The organism is Stenotrophomonas sp. SKA14 (genome assembly GCF_000158575.1).
In the GTDB taxonomy this organism is placed as follows: domain Bacteria; phylum Pseudomonadota; class Gammaproteobacteria; order Xanthomonadales; family Xanthomonadaceae; genus Stenotrophomonas; species Stenotrophomonas forensis.
In genome coordinates this window covers 3,545,939-3,571,801 of sequence record NZ_DS999412.1, presented here as the reverse complement: position 1 = coordinate 3,571,801, position 25,863 = coordinate 3,545,939, and the positions used below count along the sequence as shown (strand labels likewise).

Annotated in this window: 32 protein-coding genes, 1 tRNA gene and 1 riboswitch; of the genes, 18 read left to right on the top strand and 15 right to left on the bottom strand. The window is 66.2% G+C overall.

Going from position 1 to position 25,863, the window contains the following annotated elements; translation table 11 throughout:
* Positions 1-19: 19 nt before the first annotated feature.
* The gene (locus SSKA14_RS16070; protein ID WP_040008092.1) at positions 20-577 is read right to left on the bottom strand and encodes a hypothetical protein; all 558 of its coding nucleotides are present in this window, start codon (positions 575-577) and stop codon (positions 20-22) included.
* Positions 578-749: 172 nt separating this feature from the next.
* On the opposite strand from SSKA14_RS16070, the gene SSKA14_RS16065 reads away from it, so the two are divergent.
* Positions 750-1,388 (top strand): GNAT family protein, encoded by a 639-nt coding sequence (locus tag SSKA14_RS16065; protein ID WP_008266416.1) that lies wholly within the window; start codon positions 750-752, stop codon positions 1,386-1,388.
* A 10-nt stretch (positions 1,389-1,398) separates the two neighbouring features.
* Here the strand turns inward: SSKA14_RS16065 and SSKA14_RS16060 are convergent, their stop codons facing one another.
* Complete coding sequence (locus tag SSKA14_RS16060) at positions 1,399-2,040, bottom strand: flavin reductase (RefSeq protein WP_040008090.1); 642 nt, start codon at positions 2,038-2,040, stop codon at positions 1,399-1,401.
* 171 nt (positions 2,041-2,211) lie between these two features.
* On the opposite strand from SSKA14_RS16060, the gene SSKA14_RS16055 reads away from it, so the two are divergent.
* Complete coding sequence (locus tag SSKA14_RS16055; RefSeq protein WP_232281408.1) at positions 2,212-2,850, top strand: helix-turn-helix domain-containing protein; 639 nt, start codon at positions 2,212-2,214, stop codon at positions 2,848-2,850.
* Between the two features lie 125 nt (positions 2,851-2,975).
* Positions 2,976-3,245 (top strand): hypothetical protein, encoded by a 270-nt coding sequence (locus SSKA14_RS16050; protein ID WP_008267735.1) that lies wholly within the window; start codon positions 2,976-2,978, stop codon positions 3,243-3,245.
* A 15-nt stretch (positions 3,246-3,260) separates the two neighbouring features.
* On the opposite strand, the gene SSKA14_RS16045 is transcribed toward SSKA14_RS16050, so the two are convergent.
* The 3 genes from SSKA14_RS16045 to SSKA14_RS16035 all read right to left on the bottom strand — a co-directional run bounded on the left by SSKA14_RS16045 (position 3,261) and on the right by SSKA14_RS16035 (position 5,511).
* The gene (locus tag SSKA14_RS16045; RefSeq protein WP_008266739.1) at positions 3,261-4,025 is read right to left on the bottom strand and encodes a thioesterase family protein; all 765 of its coding nucleotides are present in this window, start codon (positions 4,023-4,025) and stop codon (positions 3,261-3,263) included.
* Positions 4,026-4,143: 118 nt separating this feature from the next.
* Positions 4,144-4,344, bottom strand: a complete 201-nt coding sequence (locus tag SSKA14_RS16040) for a hypothetical protein (RefSeq protein ID WP_040008088.1) — start codon at positions 4,342-4,344, stop codon at positions 4,144-4,146.
* 90 nt (positions 4,345-4,434) lie between these two features.
* Positions 4,435-5,511 (bottom strand): hypothetical protein, encoded by a 1,077-nt coding sequence (locus tag SSKA14_RS16035; RefSeq protein WP_008267506.1) that lies wholly within the window; start codon positions 5,509-5,511, stop codon positions 4,435-4,437.
* 221 nt (positions 5,512-5,732) lie between these two features.
* Between SSKA14_RS16035 and SSKA14_RS16030 the strand changes: the two genes are divergently transcribed.
* Positions 5,733-6,566, top strand: a complete 834-nt coding sequence (locus tag SSKA14_RS16030; RefSeq protein ID WP_040008086.1) for an AraC family transcriptional regulator — start codon at positions 5,733-5,735, stop codon at positions 6,564-6,566.
* A gap of 3 nt (positions 6,567-6,569) precedes the next feature.
* On the opposite strand, the gene crcB is transcribed toward SSKA14_RS16030, so the two are convergent.
* Positions 6,570-6,962, bottom strand: coding sequence for a fluoride efflux transporter CrcB (crcB, locus tag SSKA14_RS16025; protein WP_008267610.1), 393 nt, complete (start codon positions 6,960-6,962; stop codon positions 6,570-6,572).
* Positions 6,963-7,044: 82 nt separating this feature from the next.
* Positions 7,045-7,108: riboswitch (Fluoride riboswitch) on the bottom strand.
* A gap of 22 nt (positions 7,109-7,130) precedes the next feature.
* Complete coding sequence (locus SSKA14_RS16020; RefSeq protein WP_040008084.1) at positions 7,131-7,532, bottom strand: XRE family transcriptional regulator; 402 nt, start codon at positions 7,530-7,532, stop codon at positions 7,131-7,133.
* A 111-nt stretch (positions 7,533-7,643) separates the two neighbouring features.
* On the opposite strand from SSKA14_RS16020, the gene SSKA14_RS23530 reads away from it, so the two are divergent.
* Positions 7,644-7,853 (top strand): hypothetical protein, encoded by a 210-nt coding sequence (locus SSKA14_RS23530; RefSeq protein ID WP_008266120.1) that lies wholly within the window; start codon positions 7,644-7,646, stop codon positions 7,851-7,853.
* 353 nt (positions 7,854-8,206) lie between these two features.
* Positions 8,207-8,443, top strand: a complete 237-nt coding sequence (locus SSKA14_RS16015) for a hypothetical protein (protein WP_008267971.1) — start codon at positions 8,207-8,209, stop codon at positions 8,441-8,443.
* 1 nt (position 8,444) lies between these two features.
* Here SSKA14_RS16015 and SSKA14_RS16010 read toward each other — a convergent pair whose 3' ends face one another.
* Together SSKA14_RS16010 and SSKA14_RS16005 are read right to left on the bottom strand one after the other, a co-directional pair.
* Positions 8,445-9,494 (bottom strand): 4Fe-4S dicluster domain-containing protein, encoded by a 1,050-nt coding sequence (locus SSKA14_RS16010; protein WP_008268184.1) that lies wholly within the window; start codon positions 9,492-9,494, stop codon positions 8,445-8,447.
* Positions 9,491-9,775, bottom strand: coding sequence for a hypothetical protein (locus tag SSKA14_RS16005; RefSeq protein WP_008267436.1), 285 nt, complete (start codon positions 9,773-9,775; stop codon positions 9,491-9,493). The genes SSKA14_RS16010 and SSKA14_RS16005 overlap by 4 nt, the downstream gene beginning before the upstream one ends.
* A gap of 178 nt (positions 9,776-9,953) precedes the next feature.
* Between SSKA14_RS16005 and SSKA14_RS16000 the strand changes: the two genes are divergently transcribed.
* Positions 9,954-10,394, top strand: a complete 441-nt coding sequence (locus tag SSKA14_RS16000) for a group III truncated hemoglobin (protein WP_040008082.1) — start codon at positions 9,954-9,956, stop codon at positions 10,392-10,394.
* A gap of 44 nt (positions 10,395-10,438) precedes the next feature.
* On the top strand, positions 10,439-11,848 hold the full coding sequence (gene hemN, locus SSKA14_RS15995; RefSeq protein WP_008268395.1) for an oxygen-independent coproporphyrinogen III oxidase: 1,410 nt from the start codon (positions 10,439-10,441) through the stop codon (positions 11,846-11,848).
* 4 nt (positions 11,849-11,852) lie between these two features.
* Here the strand turns inward: hemN and SSKA14_RS15990 are convergent, their stop codons facing one another.
* Both SSKA14_RS15990 and SSKA14_RS15985 read right to left on the bottom strand, forming a co-directional pair.
* Positions 11,853-12,320 (bottom strand): hypothetical protein, encoded by a 468-nt coding sequence (locus SSKA14_RS15990; RefSeq protein WP_008267471.1) that lies wholly within the window; start codon positions 12,318-12,320, stop codon positions 11,853-11,855.
* A 56-nt stretch (positions 12,321-12,376) separates the two neighbouring features.
* Positions 12,377-12,463: transfer RNA gene (locus SSKA14_RS15985), tRNA-Leu, on the bottom strand.
* A gap of 131 nt (positions 12,464-12,594) precedes the next feature.
* On the opposite strand from SSKA14_RS15985, the gene SSKA14_RS15980 reads away from it, so the two are divergent.
* The 4 genes from SSKA14_RS15980 to SSKA14_RS15965 all read left to right on the top strand — a co-directional run bounded on the left by SSKA14_RS15980 (position 12,595) and on the right by SSKA14_RS15965 (position 16,687).
* Positions 12,595-13,029 (top strand): BLUF domain-containing protein, encoded by a 435-nt coding sequence (locus tag SSKA14_RS15980; RefSeq protein WP_008267235.1) that lies wholly within the window; start codon positions 12,595-12,597, stop codon positions 13,027-13,029.
* A 147-nt stretch (positions 13,030-13,176) separates the two neighbouring features.
* A complete protein-coding gene (locus SSKA14_RS15975; RefSeq protein ID WP_008264948.1) occupies positions 13,177-14,463 on the top strand; it encodes a nucleotide sugar dehydrogenase in 1,287 nt (428 codons plus the stop codon).
* A gap of 55 nt (positions 14,464-14,518) precedes the next feature.
* Positions 14,519-16,141, top strand: coding sequence for an FMN-binding glutamate synthase family protein (locus SSKA14_RS15970; protein ID WP_006430627.1), 1,623 nt, complete (start codon positions 14,519-14,521; stop codon positions 16,139-16,141).
* A gap of 84 nt (positions 16,142-16,225) precedes the next feature.
* Complete coding sequence (locus SSKA14_RS15965) at positions 16,226-16,687, top strand: GNAT family N-acetyltransferase (RefSeq protein WP_008268138.1); 462 nt, start codon at positions 16,226-16,228, stop codon at positions 16,685-16,687.
* 92 nt (positions 16,688-16,779) lie between these two features.
* On the opposite strand, the gene SSKA14_RS15960 is transcribed toward SSKA14_RS15965, so the two are convergent.
* The gene (locus SSKA14_RS15960; RefSeq protein ID WP_008267345.1) at positions 16,780-18,027 is read right to left on the bottom strand and encodes a TIGR03862 family flavoprotein; all 1,248 of its coding nucleotides are present in this window, start codon (positions 18,025-18,027) and stop codon (positions 16,780-16,782) included.
* Entirely contained in the window at positions 18,014-18,448 is a 435-nt protein-coding gene (locus tag SSKA14_RS15955; protein WP_008266124.1) for an FKBP-type peptidyl-prolyl cis-trans isomerase, read from the bottom strand. Before SSKA14_RS15955 ends, SSKA14_RS15960 begins: the two co-directional genes overlap by 14 nt.
* Positions 18,449-18,518: 70 nt before the next feature.
* On the opposite strand from SSKA14_RS15955, the gene SSKA14_RS15950 reads away from it, so the two are divergent.
* From SSKA14_RS15950 to SSKA14_RS15935, 4 genes are all read left to right on the top strand, one after another.
* On the top strand, positions 18,519-18,884 hold the full coding sequence (locus SSKA14_RS15950) for a DUF6164 family protein (RefSeq protein ID WP_008268110.1): 366 nt from the start codon (positions 18,519-18,521) through the stop codon (positions 18,882-18,884).
* Positions 18,885-19,179: 295 nt separating this feature from the next.
* Entirely contained in the window at positions 19,180-19,947 is a 768-nt protein-coding gene (locus SSKA14_RS15945; RefSeq protein WP_008265900.1) for a sulfurtransferase, read from the top strand.
* A gap of 126 nt (positions 19,948-20,073) precedes the next feature.
* A complete protein-coding gene (locus tag SSKA14_RS15940; RefSeq protein WP_040008077.1) occupies positions 20,074-21,069 on the top strand; it encodes an LLM class flavin-dependent oxidoreductase in 996 nt (331 codons plus the stop codon).
* Between the two features lie 68 nt (positions 21,070-21,137).
* Positions 21,138-21,635, top strand: coding sequence for a pyridoxamine 5'-phosphate oxidase family protein (locus SSKA14_RS15935; protein ID WP_008265401.1), 498 nt, complete (start codon positions 21,138-21,140; stop codon positions 21,633-21,635).
* A gap of 108 nt (positions 21,636-21,743) precedes the next feature.
* Here the strand turns inward: SSKA14_RS15935 and SSKA14_RS15930 are convergent, their stop codons facing one another.
* Both SSKA14_RS15930 and SSKA14_RS15925 read right to left on the bottom strand, forming a co-directional pair.
* Positions 21,744-22,403, bottom strand: coding sequence for an exopolysaccharide biosynthesis protein (locus SSKA14_RS15930; RefSeq protein ID WP_008267017.1), 660 nt, complete (start codon positions 22,401-22,403; stop codon positions 21,744-21,746).
* Complete coding sequence (locus tag SSKA14_RS15925) at positions 22,387-23,691, bottom strand: hemolysin family protein (RefSeq protein WP_008266954.1); 1,305 nt, start codon at positions 23,689-23,691, stop codon at positions 22,387-22,389. The genes SSKA14_RS15930 and SSKA14_RS15925 overlap by 17 nt, the downstream gene beginning before the upstream one ends.
* A 292-nt stretch (positions 23,692-23,983) precedes the next feature.
* Here SSKA14_RS15925 and SSKA14_RS15920 point away from each other — a divergent pair, with 292 nt between their 5' ends.
* Both SSKA14_RS15920 and SSKA14_RS15915 read left to right on the top strand, forming a co-directional pair.
* Positions 23,984-24,610, top strand: a complete 627-nt coding sequence (locus SSKA14_RS15920) for a DUF47 family protein (protein WP_004152833.1) — start codon at positions 23,984-23,986, stop codon at positions 24,608-24,610.
* A 13-nt stretch (positions 24,611-24,623) separates the two neighbouring features.
* On the top strand, positions 24,624-25,745 hold the full coding sequence (locus SSKA14_RS15915) for an inorganic phosphate transporter (protein WP_006431323.1): 1,122 nt from the start codon (positions 24,624-24,626) through the stop codon (positions 25,743-25,745).
* Positions 25,746-25,863: the final 118 nt, after the last annotated feature.

Here is a 25,863-nt window from a genome sequence, read left to right as displayed (position 1 = left end):
AGATGCACCGCATTGTCTGTTACTGGCAGTAGAACTCGGCAGAGACTTCGTTGATCCTGTCGTAGTAGTCGTTGGGCATGTTGCCGTTGCCGGAGTAAACGAGCTCTGCGCGCCGCATGTAGCTGATGGCGTAGGTCCCTGGAACGTTGCATGTTGCCGGAATTGCTCCGGTGTAGCTTTGACCACCAAACGTGTGCGAGTACTCAGTGCACGAGTAGCCCCCGCCGAGGCTTTCGGGCTCGGGTCGGCAGTAACCAACGCTGCCCATCATATTGGCCGCCCATCCCGTGTTCGCGTCAGACGGGCACGAGCCGAGACCCTCCGGCCCCCAATCTCCGTAGGTGTAGAGACCAGAGGGCCCTTCCACGCCGCCTTGGCACGTGTTGGTCCACGACAGAATGTAAGGGGCCACACCTTCCGTATCTACCAGCAATACGCGGCCAGTTTGAACCCACTGGCCGGCGAAGGCAGTTTGGGCGAGGCCGGCTGACATCAGGCAAAGGGATACGCCCAGCAGTATCGGGCGAATGACTGAGCGGGCAGTTCTGCGATCGTTTCGCTTCGACTTCACTTCCATCTCTCCATATGAGTAGGGTAGTGCTGCACTGCTCGCGCAAGGTCGCAACCGTGCGACGTGGGTGCAATCGGGAAATCACTTGCATGGCTGTAGGTGAAGCCCTACGACGGATCGCAAGAGAAAGCATGCAGGCGGGCCTGAGCGGTTGAGAATCGCGGTAGAGCTCGCCCCAATGTTGATCGGAGCGGCCATCATCGCCTTCAGCCTGGCATTGCTGGCCTGCGGGCACCGATGCTGGGACTGGACTGCTACGCTGGCCACTGCGCATGAACGCCTGCGGGTACGCGAGATGTTGATCCGGCCACTGCAACACGACGACGCGGACACGCTGTGGGCGGCCCGGCTGCAGGCACTGCGCGAGTCGCCTGCTGCGTTCCTGTCCACGCTGGCCGAAGCCGCCGGTGATACCGCACAAGTGATGCGGACACAGCTCGATGACCCTCATACCCGTTACTTCGGAGCCTTTGACCAGGCAACACTGGTTGGCTTCCTGCGCTATGTGCGTCCGGTGCGGTTGGCACGCCGGCACACGGCGGAGATCCACAGTGTCCATGTTGGCGCAGGCCATCGTGGTCAGGGTATCGCCCGTCAACTGTTCCTTGCGGCGTTCGCGGCGGCACACGCAGATGGCATCGAGTTGCTCACGCTTACGGTGCTGGCAGACAACGCCGCCGCACGTGCACTGTACGCGGCGCTGGGATTCATCGAATCCGGCATCGAGCCGCGTGCGGTGAAACGCGATGGCCGCTATGTGGACATGGTGTCGTACTGGATTTCAGTGCCCAGCCACTCATCATCGCCGGTACCTTGAATCATCGGCGCTACGCCGGATCGAGGGCCGGCGTCTGCGCGCGGAAGTTGCGCCCGACCGGTTCACCCACGCCCAGGTAGTGGCGGAACAGATAGATCAACGGTTTCCAGCGGGCGACATCGATGTGCTGGCTGCCTGCATGGGTGATCGCCTCATGCGCATGCACGCAGCGGATGCGGCCTTCGACGATCACGAAGTGCTGGCCATCGTCCTCACTGGGTGCGTGCATCGCCATCACCGTGACTTCCACCTGCAGCGGGCATTCGGCAATCGTCGCAGGTGCCACCTGGGCGGACGGCACGGCGCTGAATCCGCCCAGTGCGAATTTGTCGCGGACATGCACATAGCCCATCGACTGCTTGGCATCGGGCACCGGGTCGCGCCCGGTCGCGCGTGCGATGGCTTCCACCTGCGCGGCCTGGGTGTGGCATGGGAAGTTCAACACGCACTCGTTGCGCAGCTGAAGGTTGCGATAGCCCTGGCCCTGCGTTCCCAGGCCCAGCACCACCCGGTTGCCCAGCGCCCAGAACGAAGAGAGCGGGCTGATGTTGCTGCTGCCATCGGGATTGAGCGTGGTCATCAACACGACCGGCGTTCCCGGGTACAGGACCGAAGGGGTGATGCGTCGACGCGGGATCGAAGGATTCGTCACTGCGGTTCTCGGAAGAGCGGGGCGGTGACTGTGCGCCGAGACGGGCCGGCAATGATTCGGCCTGCATCGAACTGTCGGCCGGGCCTTGCATGCCACAATGCCGGCATGGTCCACACCTCCGGTTCCCTTGTCAGTGTCGGCGCCCTGGTCGGTGACCAGGCACGCGCCGCGATGCTGCTGCAGCTGATGGATGGCCGCGCCTACACCGCGATGGAACTGGCGCGGGTGGCCGGGGTGACGCCGCAGACGGCGAGCACGCATTTGCGTCGCCTGATCGAAGGCGATCTGCTGGTCGCCATCCCGCAGGGCCGCCATCGCTACCATCGGCTGGCCTCGACCGAGGTCGCGGACATGCTCGAAGGTATCCTGCGGGTTGCCGACCGCACGCCGTCCTGCACCGCTGCTGCGTCGCGCAGCATGCCGGCGTTGCGCGAGGCGCGCTCGTGCTACCGGCATCTGGCGGGTGTGCACGCCGTGGCCATCACCGATCGTCTGCTGCAGACCGGGCATCTTTTGCCGCGTGATGGCTATTGGCAAGTGACTCTGGAAGGGGCCGAATTCCTGAAGACGCTCGGCCAGCCGCTGGCCGAGGTGCTGCAGCGCCCCGCAACCAGCAAGCCCGCGCGCTATTGCCGCGGTTGCCTGGATTGCACCGAGCGGCGCCCGCATCTGGCCGGGCTGGTCGGAGAGGCGATGCTGGACAGCTTCGTGAAGAATGATTGGCTGCGGCGCGTGGACGGCCGACGCGAACTGCGACTGACACCGCCCGGGCGCGAGGCGCTCTGGAAGTGGTTTGGCCTGGTGACCTGAGCGGCGCTGACCAGTCTCATCCGCCCGCGACATGGGGAGGCGCTATGGTCAGGTTCCAGGTCTTAGGGAGCTGCAATGGCGAGCAAGGACACGATGAATCGCAATACGCAGCCGGGGCGCCGGCAATGAGCAAATCCGCTGCGGAAGTACGCTGGTTGACGTTCCGGCTGATGAACGGTCAGTCGATCGGTCCCGACCGGTTGAAGGATGGATGGGTGATCGCTTCGGAGACCCGGCACTGCGGGGTGCGCCGCGAGGCCATCGAAGGCGCGGGCGTGGTCTACGCGCTGTATGCACCGGCCAATCTGGCCTCACCGCGCCGCGCGGAAATGCGCATGCGCGAGTTCCTGATGAGTTCGGGCTACACCTTCACCATGGGTACGCTGGGCGGCTGACGCCGCCCGTTGCGTTTACGGGCGCACCGTCAGCGCTTGGCCGAGTGTTCCGATCGGGCCGCGCGCATCATGCAGCACGGTGCTGGTCAGGCCGATGCCCTGGCGGCCGAACGACACCGACGTGTCGAAGCCCAGCCACTCGCCTTCGGGCATGCCGAACAGGTGAGCGGTGAGGTCCAGGTTGGGGAAGGCGACCTCCTTCGGATCGGCACGTACCGCCATGCCGTTGGACAGGTCGAACAGCGTCGCGGCGCGGGCCAATGGGGTGACTGTCTCGCTATCCAGCAGCGGCTGCGTTGCGCGCGCCCAGTAGGTTGCGCGGCCGGGCCCCTGGTCGTGGCGACGGATCTCGATGCTCTGGATGAAGCCACCGGGCCAGACCGTGCCCGGGTCCCATGCCGGCATCGATTCCGGTGGAGCAATGCCTGGAATCGGCGTGCCGGCGATGGCCGCAGTGTCGTTCGGGCGCATCAACCAGGCGCGCGCGCGCAGAGCCGGGCGATCGTCATGCCGCAGCGTGGCCTCGACCAGTTCGATGGTGCGGCCGCCCCGCAGCACCTGTACGTCGGCCTCCATCGCTTCGATCGGAATGGTGCCGAGGATGTCGTAGGACAGGCGCGCGATCAGGAAGCCATGGCCACGCGCCGCGGCATCACGCTCCAGATGGTGGGCGAGCAGGCCGATCGCCGGCGCGATGTGCTGCTCGCGGATGTTCCAGGCGCCGCCGGTATGTTCGGTCGGCAGGTAGCGGGTCTCGCTCAGTCGTTCGAAGAAGGCCATCGGGTGAGTTGCTTCAGCAGGGAAGGGAGGCGGCAGGAATTCCACCGGTCTCTGCATCGTAAGCGTTCGGCACCGCACCGGGCGGAGCCGGCTCCCGCAGGAGCCGGCCGGATGCCGGTCAGGACGACTGGCAATCCATTTCGCGGCACATCTTGTACTGGGCCAGGCACTCCGCGGGCGTCTTGGCCAGTGGGCCTGAGTTTGCGCGCAGACAGTACTCGTATTGCTGACTGCAGAATTCACAGGGTCCTGCGGCGAAGGCCAGGCCGGTCACGGCCATGCCAAGGAGCATCACGGTCTTCAAGGTCGTCTTGATCATTACGTCAGTCCTTTGTCTGCCCATCAATGGGCGGGGCTACCATAGCAGTGCTTCCAGCGCGGCCTTGACGCACCGCGACACGCGTTGTTTTCACCGCTGTGCAGCTTTCAACGCTTCGACCACGTCGGCTTCAGAGAAGCCGCAATGCCCGTCGCCCGCCGCAGGAAGCACCCGCGGCAAGGGCCGTGCGCCGGCACGCGCGGCCAGCTGCGGATACACCGACTGCATGCGCGGCACGATGGTGGGATCGTTGTGGTTGAACTGGATGACCAACGGCCGCCTCAAGGCACCGCTTAGTGCCAGCTTCGTGCGCACATCGATTTGCGCAGCAGGGACGGGGTCGAGCCGCTGGACGCCGGCATTGAAGGCCGTGTCATCACCGAAGCCGCGGTAGATCACACCCCTGTTGCCCACCGGCATGCCGCCACTGCGCGCGGCCAGTTCGTGCAGGACCAATGCGTGCAGGCTGATCGTGCCGGCCAGCGCGTCAATAGAGACCTGCAGTTGCCTGGCCAGCACGGCGGCATGTCCCGGGTCCCGCTGCAGCGCGCTGGCAATGCCTTGATACAGGGCTGCCTGTGGCAGCGCGGCCGCTTCCGCCGAGGCGAGCCCAGCGGCTGGCAGGCCTTCTGCTTCGGGGAAGAAATAATCGAACGCGACCAGTGTGGTCAGCAGGTCGGCGGCGATCTGCTCGCCACTGAGGTTGGCGCCGCACAGCGAGGCGCCCCCGGCGTAGTGCTGCGGAAATCGCTCGAGGCTGGCGATGGTCACCGCGCCGCCCATCGAGAATCCGAGCATCCAGGTGCTGCGCACGCGCTTGAGTTCGTCCAGCGCGTGCCGGCGCAGGCGCTCCATGTCGATGATCGCATCAGCCACGGCCCAGCCTTGGCTGGAATACGCGCTCTGCGCGACGGCGTAACCGGCGGCCAGCAATGTTGCGGTGCTGTCGTTGGCGATCATCGGTGTGGTACGCGGCACGCCCACCGGCTCGTAGCCATGCGCCAGCATCACCAGGTCGCCGTTCCAGCCGGCCGGCACGTCCAGGCGCCACGGCGCTCCCTGCAGTTCGCCACTGAGCGCGCGTGGGGCAGTGGCTGGCGCGGCCAGCAACGATGTCGACGGCAGCAGCAGGCCGAGAGCGAAGGCGCAACGAAGCAAGCGGTGCATCGTGGTCGTTCCATCCGGGAATGGCGCCGAGCATAGATGCCCCGGGAATGCTGCGCGAGCTGCATTGCCGCAGGGAAATGCTGGTCGGTCGCGCGGTCGTCACGGCCATCCAGCCCGCGCGGCACTTTCAGATAGAGCCGCCGGCCGGTTCGCCCAGTGACGTGGTGAATCCGATACGATCCGTCGTATTGAAGCAGTTCCGCTTGATCTGGAGTCCCGTCATGGTTGATCGTCTCGCCATCCTGCTCGAACGCTTCGCGGTCACCGCCTCGGTGTTCCATGCCGGCGCGCTGTGCGGCATCAACACCCTGGAAGGCGAGGATGAGGCCGGCCAGCTGCATCTGGTGCGGCGCGGGCCGCTGCAGGTCAGCCATGGCCCGCAGACGGTGCAGGTCGACGCCCCCAGCCTGCTGCTGTACCCCCGGCCGATGCCGCATCGGTTCATCACCGACCCGCAGCAGGGCGCCGACATGGCCTGCGCCAACCTGTATTTCGAAGGGGGGCGGCTCAATCCGATCAGCGCCGCGCTGCCCGATTTCATCTGCCTGCCGCTGGCCGATCTGTACGGTGGCCATGCCGCGCTGGAGCTGCTGTTCGAAGAGGCCTTCGAGCAGCGCTGCGGGCGTGCGGCAATGGTCAACCGGCTGTTCGAGGTGATGATGATCCAGGTACTGCGCCAGCTGATGGAAGGCGGCGAGATGCGCGGTGGCCTGTTCGCCGGGCTCGGTCATCCACGCCTGCGGTTGGCGCTGGTGGCGATGCACGAAGCGCCCGCACAGGCGTGGACGCTGGAAGACCTGGCCGATGTGGCGGGCATGTCGCGCAGCGTGTTCGCGGCCAGTTTCCGCGAGGCCATGGGGACTACGCCGGGCCACTACCTGCAGGGCTGGCGGGTGGGGTTGGCCCAGCAGGCACTGCGCCAGGGCCGTCCCTTGAAGCGGATTGCCGATGACGTCGGTTATGGCAGCGAGGCGGCCCTGTCGCGCGCGTTCAAGGCACACACCGGACAGTCGCCACGGGAATGGCGTGTGCAGGCGCGCGCCAGCGCTGCCTGATCGTCAGCCCAGCACCAGCCGGGCCAGCTTCATGCCGCCGAACAGGCCGGCCAGGCCCAGGGCCACCGAACTCCCGGCATACAACGCTGCCAGCCCATGCTGGCCGCGCTGCAGCAGTAGGCCGATCTCCAGCGCATAGGTCGAGAACGTGGTGTAGCCGCCGAGAATGCCGGTGGCCAGCAGCAGCCGCAGCTGCGGCGAGGCGCCATTGCGCAGGGCGAAAGCCTCGACCACCACGCCCATCAGCAACGCGCCGCTGATGTTGATCAGGAAGGTCGACCAGGGCCACGGGCTGCCGACCGCCACGCGGGCGCCGATCAGGTTGCAGGCATGGCGCAGGCAGGCACCGAGGCCGCCTCCGATGAAGACCAGGAAATAATTGTTCAATGCTTGCATCGCGTGCCTCGAGTGCGGGTTCGCAGGTCCGATGGCGAACGCCGAGGGCAGGCACGGCCTGCCGCCGACGAACACCGGGTTCGTCTTGGCAGGAGCCATCAGCCCTTGCGGGCGGTTATCGGGGGAGCCCCATCCCCATCGTGGGCCATGCTACCAGCGGCAGTGCGTTTACGTCATCGAGGTCGTCAGTACGCGGGCGACCTTGCTGCGGCTGAAGCCATCCATCAACAGCTCGAACGCAAGCAGATCCAGCGCGGCATGGCGGCGATGGTCGATCTCCAGCCCGTTCTCGGCCACCAGATGGCTGACCAGCTCGTAAGCGTCCTGCCAGACATCCAGATGGGCCTGGCTGGGGATGTAGGCATTGCCGGGTTCGCCTACGCCGCGCCCGGTCACCCCGTACAGCAGTTCGCGCGCGTCCAGCTTGGCTGCGTCTGCAATGCGGAACAGCTGTGCGGCCTTCACATGGGAGGCACTCACATGGTCATTGAGCCAGTTGCTGATGGTTGCCGTTGTGGATTTTGCGGCGCGGGCCAGGTCGGCCGGGCGAGGGTGCCCGGCTTTCTTCATGGCGGCGGCGAGTCGTTGGCCGAGAGTATTCATCTATGCAAGCCAGCTTAACGCGTGGAATGCCAAGAAACCTTGCCGCAAGAATAAGTCTGGTTAACAGAAGAACCGACCGTGACCGAATTCTGGAGCAAACGGCAGGTGCGTACCCGGCTGGGACTGAGGACCGATGCCGAACTGGCCCGCTTCTTTGGCATAAGCCGATCTGCGGTGTCGCAATGGCCCAAGAACCTTCCGATTCCTGCCCTGCGGCAGTACATCCTGCGTCAGCGATACCCGCATCTGTTCCCTGCAACCGACGCGCCAGGCAGCGAATCCATCTGATCTGCGCCGTCTTTTGTCGCATCTAGCACACTAAGCGCCATTTGCTAAGAAGACTTAGCAAAATGGGCAAATTCGATGATTCCAGAGAACTCGATCAGTGCGGTCAATAGAAAGTCGCCGTCTGCCGGGCAGGCGGCACGTCGGGTTCAACCCATCCGGCACGGGCGGGGCACCGTATGTAGTTTTGTGAACGATTAATAATTTCGATCACGAAAGTCGATGCATGTAATTGACCTGTCGTGAAATCTATGACTAATTGGCATCAACCGGGCGTGAAGCCTGGGAGTCTTTCAGTAGCACGCAAGTGAGTCGGTAGACCGTCAACAATGCAGAACAAGTCCAACGGAGGTCGTATGGAATACGGCATGCATGGCTTGGCTGAACGGGTACGCCGCGAACTGGAAGCCAGCTATCACAAACACGGATGCGGTCCGGCGTTCTGGGATACCTACCAGCAGGTGCTTGATCGCCTGGTCCCGCAGGGCACCGAGCGTACCGAAGTCACCAATGAAATGGCGCTGATCATCGAGCAGCTGGGCATCGTCCGCCGTGCGCAGCTGGTGCCGCCGCACGCCGACGGACCGCGCTGATTCAGAGCAGGCGCCAGGCGCCACAGGCAAGCAGCGCCAGCAGCAATGACAACAGGGCCAGAGTCCGCGGTCGCCACCAGCGCCGCGGCTGGCCGGTCATCACCTGCGGACTGCAGTAGCGCAGCAGCCCTGACCCGAAACCAGCCCGGTGCTGCTGCTGTGCACAGGCTGCCAGACAGGCGCCGCAGGCCAGGCAATCGGCCTGCGGCCCCTGGCGGATGTCCAGCTGCATCGGGCAGGCGCTGATACACGCGGTGCAGTCGGTACAGTCACCCAGACGGTCAGCGCTGAAGGTCGGCATCGGTCCTGCCAGCAGGGGATGCGCGGCACGAAACGCGTAGTCCTGCGCGGTGGTCGGGTCGAGCAGGCCACGGCCGCGACCGAGCACGCCGCCCAGGCCGGATGGGCGCGGTCCGCGCGGCTCGCCGCGGCGGGCGTCATACAGGACACGCGGCGTATGGGGATCGGTCAGCAGTGGCTGCATGCGTGCGAACGGGCACAGCGAGCGGCAGACCTGCTCGCGCAGGAAACCGGCATTGCCCCAGGTGGCAGCGGCGTAGAACAGTACCCAGAACGTTTCCCAGCCACTCCAGACGGCGTGGGGCGCGGCAGCCACCAGCCCGGCGATCGGGCTGAACAGGCCGACAAAGGTGATTCCGGTCCACAGCGACAGCAGGCCCCATGCAAGCTGCGTTGCCGGCCGCCGCAGTGCCGGCGGCAGTGCCCGGGACACGGTGCGGCCGATCCAGTCGAAGGCACGTCGCCACAACGTCTGCGGACAGGCATGGCCGCACCAGATACGTCCGGCCAGATGGGTGAGCAGCGCAAGGCTCACCGTCAGCACCGCCAACAGGCCGATCAGCACTCCCACATCACCCGGCCACAGCGTCCAGCCGAACAGGTCGAAGCGCCGGGCATTGATGTCCAGCAGCACGGCCTGATGACCGTCCCAGCGCAACCAAGGCAAGGTATAGAACAGTGCCAGCAGGCCCGCGCTGAGGATGCCACGCCAGTGCCGCGGGCGCGGCGTCGTGGAGCAGGGCGTACTCATCCCAGTGGCAGCTCGTCGTCGTCACTCCGAATCGGCCGCTGCAGGTACCAGGTGACCGCGCTGGACAGCGCCGTCACCGTCCAGAACATGAAAAAGCCTGCGGTGTAGCCCAGCTCGCGGCTGATGGTGGAGTTTGGGAAGCTGATGGCCTGCAGGCGCAACGGATCGACGAAGGCGAAGAACACCACGCTGGCCACGCCGGCAGCGATGAAACTGGGCCAAAGGATCGCACCCCATTGCTGGATCAACTGCTGGCGACGGCTGGGAGAGGGTCTGTTCATGCGGTCCCGGATCGGAAAGAGGGCGGCGCGTATACTTCGCCTGGGCCGGCGCAGCATCCGCAGGGCATGCTTCCTGCAAGCGTGCCAGCCTAGGGGCAGCGAACTGCGCCGACATTGATCTGGATCAACGGTGGTGCCCGCTGACTGCGGCACACTGCCGGCACGCCTTGGGTACCCGATGAACGCTACGCCGCCGCCTGTCCTTCCCGTTGCATCGCCCGAGTTGTGCACCGAGCAGGAAGTCACCCGCCTGGTCCACGACTTCTATGGCCGCGTGCGCGAAGAGGAGCGGCTGGGTCCGGTGTTCGAGGCCCATGTCCACGACTGGCCGGAGCATCTGGCGCAGCTGGTGGATTTCTGGTCGGCGATGCTGCGCGGCACCCGCCGCTTCAAGGGTTCGCCGATGTCCAAGCACATGGCCATCGAGCTGGACAAGGATCTGTTCGACCGCTGGCTGGTGCTGTTCCGGATCACCACCGCCGAATGCGGCAATCCCCCCATGCAGGCGCTGGCCGACGACGTGGCCGTGCGCATTGGTGAGACGTTCTGGAAGCGCTACCAGATGCTGCGTTGGCCGCAGGTCGGCCTGCCGGTGCTGGGCATCCCCGCCAAGGATTGATCTGGGTCAAGGCGGCGACGTCTGCCCGGCGCGATGCTGGCGCCATGGACACGTTCTCTCCCGCTGCCGGCGGCCTGGCCTGGACCTTCGACCCCGACCTGTTGCGCCGCCACGATCGGCCCGGGCCGCGCTACACCTCGTACCCGACCGCGCCGCATTTCCACGACGGCTTCGACGCGCCGGCACTGCGTCAGGCGATCGCCGACAGCAACCAGCTGGCCCGCGCGTTGTCGCTGTATGTGCACGTGCCGTTCTGTTCCAGCCCCTGCTTCTACTGCGGCTGCAACCGGGTGATCACCCGCGATCGCGGCCGTGGCCACAGCTACGTCTCGCGTGTGCTGGCCGAGGCCGACCTGCTGGCGCCGCAGTTCGAGGACGGCCGTGAGGTCATCCAGCTGCACCTGGGCGGGGGCACGCCGAATTTTCTCGATGCAGAGGCGATGACCACCCTGGTGGAAGGCCTGCGCCGCCGCTTCGATTTCAGCGATTCGCCACAGCGTGATTTCTCGATCGAACTCGACCCGCGCTTCATCGATACCCACGACGTCGCCATGCTGGCGCGGCTGGGTTTCAATCGCGCCAGCCTGGGTGTGCAGGACTTTGATCCGCATGTACAGGAGTCGATCAACCGAATACAGGGCGTGCAGCAGACGCTGGATATCCTGCAGGCCTGCCGTGACAGCGGCATGCGATCGGTCAACGTTGATCTGATCTATGGCCTTCCCGGGCAGAGCCTGGAGGGGTTCGGCCGTACCCTTGAGCGGGTGCTGGCCCTGCGCCCGGATCGCTTGGCGGTGTATGGCTACGCACATCTGCCGCACCTGTTCCGCGCACAGAAGCAGATCGACGAACGCCGCTTGCCCTCGCCGGAAGACAAGCTGGCGCTGCTGGGCCTGTCGGTCGAGAAGCTCTCCGCGGCTGGCTACCAGTACATCGGCATGGATCACTTCGCGTTGCCGGAAGAGGATCTGTCACGCGCGCAGCGCGCCGGCCAGCTGCATCGCAATTTCATGGGGTACACCACCCACGCCGATACCGATCTGCTCGGCCTGGGCGTGAGTGCGATCAGCCACATTGGTGCCACCTACAGCCAGAATCCGCGCGACCTGCCGTCGTGGGAGGACGCCGTGGACCAGGGCCAGCTGCCGGTCTGGCGCGGCGTGGCGCTGAGTGCCGACGACCAGCTGCGCGCGGAACTGATCCAGCAGCTGATGTGCCAGGGCGAGGTGGATGGCGCTGTGCTGGGCCAGCGCCATGGCGTTGATTTCGAGCGGTACTTTGCCGAAGACCTGCGGTCGGTGCAGCGGCTGCAGGAGGACGGCCTGGCCGAGTACCGCGAGGGCGTGGTGCGTGCCAGCGAGCCGGGACGGCCGCTGCTGCGGCTGCTGGCGATGTGCTTCGATCCGTACCTGCGCGCGGCGCATGAGCAGCCGCGCTACTCGCGTGCGATCTGAACGCTCAGCGTTTCTTGCCGAAGCCGCGCTCCGGATGCCGGGCCGCCATGCCGCCGCTTGCGGTGGTACGCCAGTTGCCGCTCAGGTCCTGCACGCTGGTCGAGTACGAACCATCGCTGTACTCGGTGCGCCACCTGCCACTCAGGTCGCGCGTGCTGGTCGAGCGGGCACCGTTGCTGTACTGGGTGATGATCCTGCCGCTCAGATCGGTGGTGGTGTCGGAGTAGCTGCCGTCGCTGTAGGTGGTGCGCTTGCGTCCGCTGAGATCGGTCGTGGTGACCGAGCGGCTGCCGTTGCTGTGCTCGGCGATCACGCGCTTGGACAGATCACGGGTGATGCGGGTGGAGGAACCATCGCTGTGGCGGATGTCCATGCTGCCATCGCGATTGCGACGGGTATCGGAGTGCGACTGCGCCAACGCCGGAAGACTGGCGGTGCAGAGCAGGGCAAGCATCAGGGCAGACAGCTTCATGTGCGGGTTCCTTGTGCAATGCCCCGAAGGGCGGACGCCATCCTGCGCTGCGATGTTGGTGCCCGGAGCCGGAATCGAACCGGCATGGGGTTGCCCCCGGCGGATTTTAAGTCCGATGCGTCTACCAGTTTCGCCATCCGGGCCTGCAGCGCGGCGCCGATTGTAGCCCACCCACGGCGTTGTGGCCTGAGCCTCCAGGGGAAGTGGCGTGCTTAACTGTCGTTCCTATTCATGTCATAGTCCCAGTCATCGTTCCCAGGGGGGGAGCCACCTGATGTCGCTACACGCGATTGCCTATGCCAGTGAGGCCCGTGCCGATCTGCAGACAACCGATCTTGATCGCCTGTTGGCCGATGCCACGGCATTCAATCGCGTAGCGGGTGTCACCGGTGTCCTGATGTTCGACGGGACGCGTTTCCTGCAGTATCTGGAAGGCCCGGAGGATGGCATCGATTCGGTGTTCCAGCGCATCGTCAATGCGCGCAGCCATGGACAGGTGAAGATGCTGTGCCGCGCGCCGGTGCTGCAGCGGGCGTTTCCGCGCTGGTCGATGGGTACCCGCAGGATCGAGGCGGACCTGCTGACGCAGATCGTGGACGCGGCATGGCCGGGTTTCCTGCTCGGCAGTGGCGGCTTCGAACGCCTGCTGCAGGCCTGGACCGGCGCAGACGGCGAGCTGGAGCCGGCGGCGGTCGCGCTGGGCTCCTGAGCCCGCCTTGGCGGCGGCGCGCCGGGGCCTTAGGCTGTAGCCTTTCTGGTGTGGGTTTCCCGGCGTGGTACAGCGAATGAGTATGTGGGCCGAAGCCATGGCAACGCGAGCGCGATTGCAATTGCATCCGTTGCAGGGAATGCGCCGATGAGCGCGCCGGTCGCGGCGGCCGTGGCGCCTCGTCTGGCAGTGATCGGCCTGGGTTACGTCGGCCTGCCACTGGCCGTGTCCTTTGGTCGGCGCTGGCCGACGCTGGGTTTCGATATCGATGCCGGCCGCATCGCCGAGCTGCGCAGCGGCCAGGACCACACGCTGGAAGTGGAGGCTGATGAGCTGGCCAGCGCGCATCAACTGCAGTACGGCAGCGATCCGGCCCTGCTTGATGCCTGCAATGTCTACATCGTGACCGTGCCGACCCCGATCGATGCCTACGAGCAGCCCGATCTGGAGCCGCTGCGTTCGGCCACCCGCCTGATCGCCAGCCATCTGCGCGAGGGCGATCTGGTGATCTACGAATCCACGGTGTATCCGGGCACCACGGAGGAAGTCTGCGTGCCGCTGCTGGAGCAGGGCTCGGGCCTGCGCTTCAACCAGGATTTCTTCTGCGGCTACAGCCCGGAACGGGTCAGCCCCGGCGATCGCCAGCGGCGCCTGTCCGACATCCGCAAGATCACCTCCGGTTCGACGCCAGAAGCCGCTGCGGTGATCGATGGCCTGTACCAGCGCATCATCGCGGCCGGCACGTTTCCGGCGCCGTCGATGCGCGTGGCCGAAGCGGCCAAGGTGGTTGAGAACATCCAGCGTGACGTCAACATCGCGCTGGTCAACGAACTGGCGCTGATCTTCGACCGGCTCGGCATCGATACCCAGGATGTGCTCGATGCGGCGGGCAGCAAGTGGAACTTCCTGCCGTTCCGGCCGGGCCTGGTTGGTGGCCACTGCATTGGCGTGGACCCGTACTACCTGCTGCACAAATCCGAGAGTGTGGGCTACCACCCCGACCTGATCCACACCGCGCGGCAGGTCAACAACCGTGTCGGCGAGCACGTGGCGGCGCGGGTACTGGCGATGCTGGCCGAGCGTGGCCGCGCGCCGGCACAGGCGCGGATCCTGGTGCTGGGCGTGACCTTCAAGGAGGATTGCCCTGACCTGCGCAACAGCCGCGCACTGGAGCTTGCGCAGCGCCTGCGGGATGCCGGTGCGCGGGTTGAAGTCAGTGACCCGTGGGTCGGCCCGGCGGCGCTGGCCGATGAAGGCGTGCACTGGCTGGCCGAACCCGCGGCGGGAAGCTATGACGCGGTGGTGCTGGCGGTGGCCCATGCCCGTTTCAAGGCGATGGATGAAGCCCAGATCCGGGGCCTGCTGGCCCCCGGGGGACTGGTCTACGACGTGAAGTCGGCCTGGCCGCGCAACGTGGTTGATGATCGCCTGTAAACCCGGCAGACGGGCGGCGCGGTAGACTCGGGGGCAGTTGCAACCGAGGAAAGCCATGCACCGGTATATCGTCTACCTGCTCGCCATCCTGATGTTCCCGATATGCCTGTGGCTGGCCACGATCTGGCCGGCCTGGTATTGGGGCGTCGGTCTGACTGCCGCGATGGTGGCGCTGGGGACCTGGGATCTGCTGCAGAAGCGCAGCACGCTGCGCCGCAACTATCCGGTGATGGCACATTTCCGCTACGGCCTGGAATCGATCGGCCCGGAGATCCGCCAGTACTTCGTGCAGAGCGACCTGGAAGACGTGCCGTTCTCGCGGCAGCAGCGTGCATTGATCTACCAGCGCGCCAAGAACGAGATGGACACCGTGCCGTTCGGTACCCTGCGCAGCACCTATGCGGTGGACTACGAGTGGATCAACCATTCGCTGGCACCCACGTCCATCGCCAAACATGATTTCCGCGTGCTGATCGGCGCCAACTGCGCCAAGCCCTATTCGGCCAGCGTGTTCAACATCTCGGCGATGAGCTTCGGCTCGCTGTCGGCCAATGCGATCCGCGCATTGAACGAAGGGGCGCGCCGCGGTGGCTTCTACCACGATACCGGCGAAGGCTCGATCTCGCCCTACCACCGCGAGATGGGCGGCGATCTGGTCTGGGAGATCGGTTCGGGCTATTTCGGTTGCCGTGACGAAAAGGGTGCCTTCAGCGAAGAGCGCTTCGTCGCCAACGCCACCCACGATCAGGTCAAGATGATCGAGATCAAGCTGTCGCAGGGCGCCAAGCCGGGCCACGGCGGCGTGCTGCCGGCACCGAAGGTGACCGCCGAGATCTCGGTGACCCGTGGCGTGCCGATGGGCGTGGACTGCGTGTCGCCGTCGCGTCACTCGGCGTTCTCGACGCCCGTCGAACTGCTGCAGTTCGTCGCGCGCCTGCGCGAGTTGTCCGGTGGCAAACCGGTGGGTTTCAAGCTGGCCATCGGCCACCCCTGGGAATGGTTCGGTATCGCCAAGGCGATGCAGGAAACCGGTCTGCTTCCCGACTTCATCGTGGTCGACGGTGCCGAGGGCGGCACCGGTGCGGCACCGGCCGAGTTCGTCGACCACGTCGGCGTGCCGATGCACGAAGCGCTGCTGCTGGTGCACAACACCCTGGTCGGCCTGGATCTGCGCGAGCGCATCCGCATCGGCGCGGCAGGCAAGATCACCAGTGCATTCGACATCGCGCGCACCATCGCACTGGGCGCCGACTGGTGCAATGCCGGGCGTGGCTTCATGTTCGCGCTGGGTTGCATCCAGTCGTTGAGCTGCCACACCGACAAGTGCCCGACCGGAATCGCCACCCAGAACCCGGCGCGCTGGAAGCATCTGGACGCACCAGACAAGGCCACGCGCGTGCACAGCTACCACGAGCACACACTGCATGCCTTGAAGGAACTGCTGTGCGCGGCCGGCCTGAACGATCCGGCCGAACTGGGGCCTGAGCACATCCTGCGTCGCGTTTCGCCGGTCGAGATCCGTTCGCTGGCCTCCCTGTACCGCTACCTGGAACCGGGCGAGCTGCTGCACAAGGTGCCCGACCACGCGGTGTTCCATGCGTTCTGGGCCGATGCGCGCAGCGACTCGTTCCAGCCGCCGCCGAAGATCCAGGCACTGCGCGCCAGCAAGTCGCGGTAGCTGCCGTTGTAGAGTCGGGCCATGCTCGACTGCGTGTCTGGAACGAAGAACAGTCGAGCAAGCTCGACTCTACAAGGAGATGTCATGCAGTTCAGAACAGGCACGGCCGATGATGTAGCCACGCTGTGGGCGCTGCGCACGCGGTGCGTGCACGAGACCTGCAGCAGCCATTACCCGCCGGAGGTGATCGCGCCCTGGTCGGCCTCGCCACCGCCGTCGCAGTACGCACGGCTGCTGGGGCAGGGCGGTTGCGTGGTGGCCGAGGATGCGCAGGGCGCCCTGCTCGGCTTCGGCGTGTTCGATACCGATGCCAATGAAGTCGATGCGTTGTTCGTTGATCCGGACCGGGGCGGCAAGGGGATCGGCCAGGCCCTGATGCAGCGCTTGCTGGCGATGGCCGACCGTGAGCGCGACGTGGTGCTGTCGGCCTCGCTCAATGCCGTGCCGTTCTACCAACGGCAGGGCTTCATTACCGTGCGGGAGGAAGCCTACCCGCATCCCAGCGGCGTGGCGCTGGCCTCGGTGAGCATGCGCCGACCATGGTGAGCGCCCGGCAATTGTAGAGTCGAGCCATGCTCGACTGCTTTATTGCCTGAATCAAATGCAGTCGAGCATGGCTCGACTCTACAGGGCAGGTTTTACCGCCCGGCCAACCATCCGATCACGCCTTCCGCCGCACGCAGGCCGCTGGCATAACAGGCCGTCAACAGGTAGCCGCCGGTCGGGGCTTCCCAGTCCAGCATCTCGCCGGCACAGAACACGCCGGGCAAGGCCCGCAGCATCAGGCCATCATCCAGTGCATCCAGGCGCACACCGCCGGCCGTGCTGATCACTTCGGCCATCGGTCGTGGCCCCAGCAGGCGCAGCGGCAGACGCTTGAGCGTGGAGGCCACGGCAGTCAGATCGTTGCCGGCCTCCTTGCCGAGGATCTCGAACACCAGCGCCGCCTTCACTGCATCCAGGCCGGCCTGCCGGCGCAGGTGCTCGCCGAAGCTGCGGCCCTTGCGCGGGCGCGACAGGTCGGCCAGCAGGCGTGCCTCGTCGCGGCCCGGCACCAGGTCCAGCCAGAGCAAGGCGTGGCCATCGCGATTGATGGTCTCGCGCAGGTCAGCCGCCAGCGCGTAGACCAGGCTGCCTTCGATACCGTATTCGCTGGCCACGCATTCGCCCTGCAGCGATTGCGGCAGGCCGGCCAGGTCGATCCAGTGCGCGACCACCGGTTTCAACGGTGCGCCGGCATTGCGCTGGGCGAAGAACGGGGTCCAGTCCACGTCGAAACCGCAATTGGCCGACTGCAGGGGCGCAATGTCCACGCCACGCGCCTGCAGAGGCGCGACCCAGGCGCCATCACTGCCCAGCTGCGGCCAGCTGCCGCCGCCCATCGCCAGCACCGTGGCATCGGCGTGGACATCGATTTCGCCCGCTTCGGTGGCGAAGCGCAGCGCACCGTCGTCGCTCCAGCCGACCCAGCGATGGTTGGCATGCAGGCGTACGCCTTGTTCCTTCAGCCGGCGCACCCAGCCGCGCAGCAGTGGCGCAGCCTTGCGGTCGACCGGGAACACGCGGCCGGAGCTGCCCACGTAGGTCTCCACACCGAAACCGGCGGCCCAGTCACGCAGTGCCTGCGCGTCAAAGCCGTCCAGCCACTGGCCCACGGCAGCCGCCTGCTCGCGGTAGCGGCTGTCGAACAGCGGCCGCGGATCGGAATGGGTGAGGTTGAGCCCGCCCTTGCCGGCGATCAGGAACTTGCGACCGGGCGAGCCCTTGGCCTCGTACAGGTCGACGTCCAGCCCGGCCGCGCGCAGGCGCTCGGCGGCGAACAGGCCGGCCGGGCCACCGCCGATGACGGCGACCCGCTGCGGCATTGCGGTATTACGGTTTGACATCGAGCAGCTCGACGTCGAACACCAGCGACGAGCCGGCCGGGATCGGGCCGACCCGGCGGTCGCCGTAGCCGTAGTCCGGCGGGATCATCAGTGTGCGCTTGCCGCCGACCTTCATGCCGGCCACGCCTTCATCCCAGCCACGGATGACCTGGCCGGCGCCGAGTGCGAAGGTGAACGGTTCGCCACGGCCGACCGAGCTGTCGAAGGTCTTGCCGTGCTTGTTTTCGGTGCGGTTGTCGTAGATCCAGCCGGTGTAGTGCACCGTGACCTTGCTGCCGGCGACAGCCTCGGCACCGCTGCCGGGCACGCTGTCGATGCGCTCGAAGGTGGTCAGGGTGCCACCCGGCGGCGGGCCGGAGGGCTCGGTCGAGCAGCCAGCGGCGGCGAGGGACAGCAGCAGGGGAAGCAGCAGGCGGCGCATCGGGCGTCTCCGGAAGGGCGCAGGGCGAGGGCGGCAAGGGTAGCGCATCGGTGCCGGGTATCATGGGGGCATGGCAAAACTTCTGCTCAATCTGCGCAACGTCGGCGACGACGAATATGCCGATGTCTGCACGCTGCTGGACCAGCACGGCATCGCCTGGTATCGCACCGAACCCAGCCCCTGGGGCATTTCCAACGGCGGCCTGTGGCTGCGCGAGGACGCCGATCATCCGCGTGCGAAAGCGCTGATGGCGGAGTATCAGGCCGCGCGCGGCGTGCGCGTACGTGCCGAACGCGAGCAGGCGCTGCGTGACGGCACGGCGGAGACCTTTGGCAGCCTGTTGCGGCGGCGCCCGGTGTTCGTGGTGCTGGTGCTGCTGGGGATGGCGGGCGCGGCGGCGCTGGTGCTGCTGCCGTTCATGCTGTTGCGGGGGTAAAGGGGGCTTCCGGCCAGGTTGCACCCGGTGCCCGGTATCCGGTAGTGCCGGCCGCTGGCCGGCAACAGCAAAAGCAAAAGCAGGCATTCCGTGGGATGGCGCGGCGGTGTGGGCAGGCGGGGGACGGCAAAAACTGCTCCTGCGTGCCTCGTAGAGCGCCATCCATGGCGCTCTGCGCCCCCGCCTGCCCACACCGCCCCGCCCCTGACAGTCTCCGCGGTCTTCCGCAGATCCACGCCATGCGTGGATGAACACTAAATCTGATCCTCGGGCGGTCTGGCGCTAAAATGGCGGGATGATCGCCAATACCGCCGCCTACCACTTCGCCGTCATCGACGCTCCCCACGTCCTGTGCGACCAGCTGCTGGCGCGTGCCGAGGCGGCTGGACTGCGGGGCACGATCCTGGTGGCGGGCGAGGGGCTGAACCTGTTCCTGGCCGGTGCGCCGGCGTCGGTCGAGGGCTTCTACGCGGCGCTGCACGCCGATGCGCGTTTTGCCGATATGCGGGTCAAGACCAGCCTCAGCGAGCACCAGCCGTTTGCGCGGCTGAAGGCCAAGGTGAAGGACGAGATCATCAGCTTCCGCCGCGATGACGGCCAGCCGCTGGAGTACCCGCGGGCTCCGGCGGTCGATCCGGCCACGGTGCAGCGCTGGCTGCGGCAGGGCCACGACGATGCCGGCAAGCCGGTGGTGATGCTCGACACCCGCAACCTGCAGGAAGTGGAGTACGGCACCTTCAAGGATGCACTGGTGTTGCCCATCCACAAGTTCACCGACCTGCCCGAGGCGCTGGCGCCGCACCGTGAGGCGCTGAAGGACAGCACCGTGGTCAGCTTCTGTACCGGCGGTATCCGCTGCGAGAAGGCCGCACTGTGGATGGTCAACGACGGAATGGACAACGTGCTGCAGCTCGACGGCGGCATCCTCGGCTATTTCGAAGACGTCGGTGGCGAGGGCTACGAAGGCCGCTGTTTCGTGTTCGACGAGCGCGTGGCGCTGGATGCCGAGCTGAAGCCGATGGTCGACCAGCCACTGCCCGAGCCGCGCCCCAGCGCCTTCTGAGCGCGCCCCGGGCCATGTCCGGCGGGCCCTGAACCCATTCCGCAGGAATCAGCATCCCGCCACCGTCACTGGCCGCCGTGCCTGGCCGACCCCATGCATGGGGAATCCTGTGACGGAAAACCGCTGATGATCCCGTTGTCGATTCTCGACCTGGCCCCGGTCTGCGAGGGCAGTGACACCACCGCCGCCTTCGCCAACATGCTGGAACTGGCCCAGCACGCCGATGCGCTGGGCTACCGCCGCTACTGGCTGGCTGAACACCACAACATGCCCGGCATCGCCAGCGCGGCCACGGCCGTGCTGATTGGCCATGTGGCCGGTGGCACCAAGCGCATCCGCGTCGGCGCCGGCGGCATCATGCTGCCCAACCACGCGCCACTGCAGGTGGCCGAGCAGTTCGGCACGCTGGCCTCGCTGTACCCCGACCGCATCGACCTCGGCCTGGGTCGGGCGCCCGGCACCGACCAGCCCACCGCACGCGCCCTGCGCCGCTACTTCGACAGTGCCGACCAGTTCCCGCAGGATGTGCGCGAGCTGCTGCACTACTTCGAGCCGGTGCAGCCCGGCCAGGCCGTGCAGGCGGTTCCCGGTGGCGGCCTGCGCGTACCGACCTGGATCCTGGGTTCGAGCCTGTTCGGTGCGCGCATGGCCGCTTCGATGGGCCTGCCGTACGCGTTCGCCTCGCACTTCGCCCCGGACGTGATGGACGAAGCGCTGGCGGTCTATCGCCGTGAGTTCCGCCCCTCGGCCACGCTGAAGCAGCCGCACGCGATGCTGGCGCTGAACGTCGTTGCCAGCGACAGCGAAGCCGAATCGCGCCGCCTGTTCACCAGCCAGCAGCAGAGTTTCGTCAACCTGCGGCGCGGTCGCCCGGGCAAGATCCCGGCACCGATCGACGACATCGAAACCTTCTGGGAACCGCACGAAAAGCTGGGCGTGGAGCGGGCATTGGCCTGCACCGTGCTGGGTGATCCGCAGCAGGTGGCCGAGGGCATCGCCGCGTTTGTCGAGCGCCACAAGCCTGACGAACTGATGCTCACCGCCAACCTGTATGACCACCGCGCACGCCTGCGTTCGTTCGAACTGGCGATGCACGCCTGGCACGCTCGCCACGCGGGCTGAACACTTGCGTCACGGGTTGTTGCAGCCACACCGCGTCTGATGGGGGCTCATCCCAATGGAGCCCCCCCATGGCCGACACTCGCGCCGAACACATTGCCCAGCTGGCCGAACTGATCAAGGACGTGGAGGTGGCGATGTTCACCACCACCGGGGTGGATGGCCGCCTCTACAGCCGGCCGCTGGCCACCCAGCAGGTTGCCTTCGACGGTGACCTGTGGTTCGTCATCACCGCCGACAGCCCGAAGGTGGCCGAGATCGCGCTTGATCCGCGGGTCAACGTGGCCTATGCCTCGCCCTCGAAGAACACGTATGTGTCGGTGTCCGGTCGCGCTCGGGTGGTGGATGATCGCGCGAAGATCGAGGAACTGTGGTCGCCGGCAATGAAGCTGTTCTTTCCCGGCGGCAAGGAGGATCCCAACCTGCGCCTGATCCATGTGCGGGCCGATTCGGCAGAGTACTGGGATGGCCCGGGCACGCTGCTGGGCAAAGCGCTGACGTTCGTGCTGTCGGCGGTGCAGGACGAACCGGCGGCGTTGGCCGACAACGGGTTCATCGACCTGCGGTGATGACCGATGTCCGGGATGACCGATGTCCGGTACCGGTAGTGCCGGCCGCTGGCCGGCAATCCTGCAAACGTGGCAGCCGGCCAGCGGCCGGCTCTACCGGGTTCCGGTTCAGAACCAGCGCTGGAACAGCTCCACCGTGTAGCCCACCAGCTGCCCGGAACTGAAACCAAAGAACGCGATGGCCGCCAGCGCGGCAATCCAGTTGAACAGCATCAGCGCGCCATCGCGTTCCAGCAATGCCAGCGCAAACAGCAGCAGCTGGAAGCCGAAAAGGAAGTTGGTGAACGGGATCGGCAGCGACAGCAGAACGCCCAGCAGCACCAGCAGCAGGCCGGTAAACGCGTGCGCCGGCAGCGGGGTCAGCAGCTGCGACAAGCGCGGTTTCAGCATCTTGTCCAGGCGCCGCAGCGGGCGGTCGATGCGGTCGAGGAAGCGGTGCATGGTGCCGCGCCTGGGCCCGCGGCGGGCGATGAAGCCGGGCAGCCAGGGGCGCCGCAGGCAGCACAGCATCTGCAGGCCGATCAGGATCACCAGCGGGCCGCTGACCGCGCCGCCCATGCCCGGAATCGGGATGAACGACGGCAGGATCGCCACGAACAGGAATACGCCGAACGCGCTCTGTTGCAGGTTGCACAGGATCTGGCCGAGCGGCATGTGCTCGGCCGGGTCGCCGGAGGCGAACATCTCCAGCAGGGTACGGATGCCCTCGTTGCGGTAGGCCGGGCGCTCGGCGCCCGGGCCCTGGCCGGCCTCAGGCGGTAAGCTCATCGGCCTGCTCGTCGGACAGCGTGCGCAGCAGCAGCTTGTCCACCCGCGCACCGTCCAGATCGACGATCTCGAAGCGCCAGCCGGCCCAGTCGAAATACTCGCCCGCATGCGGGATGCGGCCGAAATAGTGAATGCACATGCCGGCCAGCGTGTAGTAGTCGCCGTCCTCGGCATCGGGCAGGTCATTGCTGCCGATCAGCTCGCGCAGGTCCTCGATCGGCAGTGAACCATCCACCAGCAGCGAGCCATCCTCGCGGGTCACCACCAGCGCATCCTCGTCGGCGTTCTCCACCGCCTGCAGGCGACCGACCACCGCCCCCATCAGGTCGCTGATGGTCACCAGGCCCTGGATCTCGCCGTACTCGTCCACCACCAGCGCCATCGACTGCTGTTCCTCGCGGAAGATCTCCAGCAGCTTCATCGCATGGGTCGATTCGGAAACGTACAGCGGCTCGCGCAGGGTCTGGAACAGCGCGGTGTCGCCGCGCGCCATGCGCGTGGCCAGCGACTTCAGCTCGAGCACGCCGACCACGTCCATGTCGTTGTCGCGGTACACCGGGTACCGCGAGAACTCATGCTCGGCCATGATTTCCAGGTTGCGCTCCAGCCCGGCCTGGGTGTCGAGCCAGGCAATGCGGTTGCGCGGGGTCATCAGGCTGTCGGCGGTGCGGTCGCCCAGGCGCATGACACGGTTCATCATGTCGCGCTCGTGGGCGTCGATCACGCCGGCCTCGTGGCTTTCGGCCACCAGCATGCGGATCTCTTCTTCGGTCACCGAGGCGACTTCATCCTTGCCCAGGCCAAACAGCCGCAGCACCAGCTGGGTGGTCTTCGACAACAGCCAGACGAAGGGCAGGGCCAGTTTGGCCAGCCAGCTCATCGGCATCGCGACCAGGCCGGCAATGGCCTCCGAGCGGGTCAGCGCCAGGCGCTTGGGCACCAGTTCGCCGAAGATCAGCGTGATGAAGGTGATCAGGCTCACCGCCAGTGCGGTGCCCACGTTGCCAGCGTACGCAAAGCCCGGCATCAGGCCCTGGATCCAGCCGGCGAAGGCCTCGCCCAGCGCTTCACCGCCGAGATAGCCGGTCAGCACGCCGATCACGGTGATGCCGATCTGCACGGTGGACAGGAAACTCTCCGGCTTTTCCGACAGCTCCAGTGCCTTGGCGGCGCGCTTGGAGGTGGCGGCCATCTGCTTCAGGCGGCTCTTGCGCGAAGTCATGACCGACATCTCGGACATGGCGAAGAAGCCGTTCAGCAGAACAAGCGCGAAGACAATCAGGATCATTTCAAACACGGGCGTCGTCCCCGGTTGGTGGCAGGGAGGGCGGGTGCTTGCGATGGCGGCTGGCGCTCAGGAGCGGGGTCCGGCGCGGCGCTGGGGGATAAGGGTCGTCGTCCATAAGGTGCGCCCGAAGGCGCGCTGGCATCTTAGCAAAGGGGCGTGGCAGGGTGGCAACTGCCTGTTCAGGTTGGGCGGGCCAAGGCCCGGAAAGGGGGCAGGGATACCCGAGATGGTCATCTAGCCGTCATAATTCCGTCTGGTGCCGTCCTTCCCGCGACGGCTGACAGGTTTCTCAATGTTCTCTCTGCAGACCATTTTCGGTTCCGGCAAACAGTTCTACACCCTGCTCGATGAGGCCGCCGTCGCGGCTTCCGACGCCGCCAAGGCGCTGCATTCCATGCTGCGCGAGGCCGACCGCCAGCCGGCGCTGGACGCTTTCAAGCTGGCCCGCCTGCGCGAACGCGCGGCCTCGGACAAGATCAGCCAGGCGCTGGTGGACAGCTTCATGACCCCGATCGAGCGCGAAGACATCGAAGCGCTGGGTTCGGCGCTGTACAAGATTCCCAAGCAGATCGAGAAGTTCGCCGATCGCTATTCGCTGGCCACGACCCACCTGGAGCACATCGACTTCGCGCCGCGCGCGGCGATGCTGGAACAGGCCGCCGGGGTGGTGGTGGAGATGGTGGCCGACCTGCGCCACATGAACCTGGACCGGATGACCGCGCTCAACGAGAAGCTGCGCTCGCTGGAGAACGAGGCCGACCGGCTGATGCTCGAGCTGTACCGCGACATCTATTCCGGCCGCCTGGACAACCTGCAGATGTTCCTGCTGAAGGAATTCTTCGAGATCCTGGAAAAGGCCATCGACCGCTGCCGCGAGGCCGGCGTGGTGGCGTACCAGATCGTGTTGAAGAACAGCTGACGGACGCCGCCGCATGTTGACCCTTGTCCTGGTGGTGATCCTGGCCGCGCTCGTCTTCGAGTTCATCAACGGCTTCCACGACACTGCCAACTCCATTGCCACCGTGGTGGCGACCAAGGTGCTCTCGCCCGGCTGGGCGGTGATGCTGGCCGCCTTCATGAACCTCATCGGTGCACTGACCGGTACTGCGGTGGCGCTGACCATCGCCTCGGGCCTGCTCAACACCAACGTGGTCGACGTCACCCCGCAGGTGATCCTGTGCGCCCTGCTGGGCGGCATCATCTGGAACCTGATCACCTGGTGGAAGGGGCTGCCGTCCTCGTCCTCGCACGCGCTGATCGGCGGCCTCTGCGGCGCCGGCCTGGCCGCTGCGCACAACAACTGGGACGCGCTGATCTGGTCCGAGCGCCTGGGCAGCTGGGCGCAGAACAAGGGCCTGCTGTGGAAGGTGTTCGTGCCGATGATCACCTCGCCGATCGCCGGCTTCTTGCTCGGCATTGTGGTGATGGTGCTGCTGTGGGGGCTGATCGCCGGCCTGGCCAAGATCGGTGGTGCCATCGGCCGCCTGGCCCGTCCGCGCATCGTCAACGCGTTCTTCGGCAAGGCACAGATCGCCTCGGCGGCCTACATGGGCTTCGCCCATGGCCACAACGACGCGCAGAAGACCATGGGCATCATCGCCATGACGCTGATCGGTGCCGAAGCCACCGGCGCACTGAACGACCTGCCGTCCTGGCTGGCCTTCATGCACCCGGACGCGCATGCCGGTGACGGCATCGCGATGTGGATCGTACTGACCTGCGCGGTGGTGATGGCCGCCGGTACCGCCTCGGGCGGCTGGAAGATCATCAAGACCCTGGGCCACAAGATGGTCAAGCTGCATCCGATCCACGGCTTCGCCGCGGAAACCAGCTCGGCCACCATCCTGACCCTGGCCGCCCACTTCGGCATGCCGGTCTCGACCACGCACAGCATCTCCACCGCGATCATGGGCGTGGGTTTCGCCAAGAACCCGCGCTCGCTGAAGTTCGGCGTGATCGAACGCATCGTCTGGGCCTGGATCCTGACCATCCCGGCGGCCGGTGGCTGTGCCTACCTGATCCTGAAGCTGTTCGAGCTGTTCGGCTGGACCTGATCTGCAGGCACACGTTGCACAAGAAAAGCCCGCCGGATCCCGGCGGGCTTTTTTTCATGGGCAGAGAATTTTTCCGCATCCATCGTGTCGACCAAGGTCGACACCCACCAGAGCAGAA